Origin of the sequence: Kushneria phyllosphaerae (assembly GCF_900312995.1) — a bacterium.
GTDB classification, from domain to species: domain Bacteria; phylum Pseudomonadota; class Gammaproteobacteria; order Pseudomonadales; family Halomonadaceae; genus Kushneria; species Kushneria phyllosphaerae.
This window is the reverse complement of sequence record NZ_ONZI01000038.1, coordinates 1-400: the sequence shown is the minus strand read 5'-3', so window position 1 is coordinate 400 and position 400 is coordinate 1. Positions and strand designations below refer to the sequence as shown.

At 43.8% G+C, this 400-nt stretch carries 1 protein-coding gene; it reads right to left on the bottom strand.

Annotation, left to right across the window (positions count from 1 at the left end):
* Positions 1-400: ankyrin repeat domain-containing protein (locus tag KSP9073_RS17360; RefSeq protein WP_108844208.1), on the bottom strand; the 400-nt coding region annotated here is incomplete at both ends.

Below are 400 nucleotides of genomic sequence, written 5' to 3'. Positions count from 1 at the left end.
TAATACCACCATCATTAAGCACAATCGCTTCCAGTAGCGGCGTCCAGCCTACATGGTTGGTCTGGTTAACGTTAATCTCCGTATGCGCCAAAAGCTCTTTTACAATACTTAAATGGCCTTTTTCACAGGCAGGCGTCAGGCCGACACCGCCAAAACGGGTTACGCAATTAAGATCGGGTTTAGCCGGTAAAATAATTCGTAGTAGCGTTAAATCATCGTTCAGACAGCTAATTAAAAAAGGATTTAAACAGGTATGATCTTGCTTATTAATATCCGCTCCGGCATCAATTAATGCCTGAACGCAAGCATATTGCTGATATAAACTTGCCAGCGTAATTGCCGTTTTCCCCTGACGATCGCAGGTATTAATATCGACACCCAGCGCAAGGCAGGTTTTTAC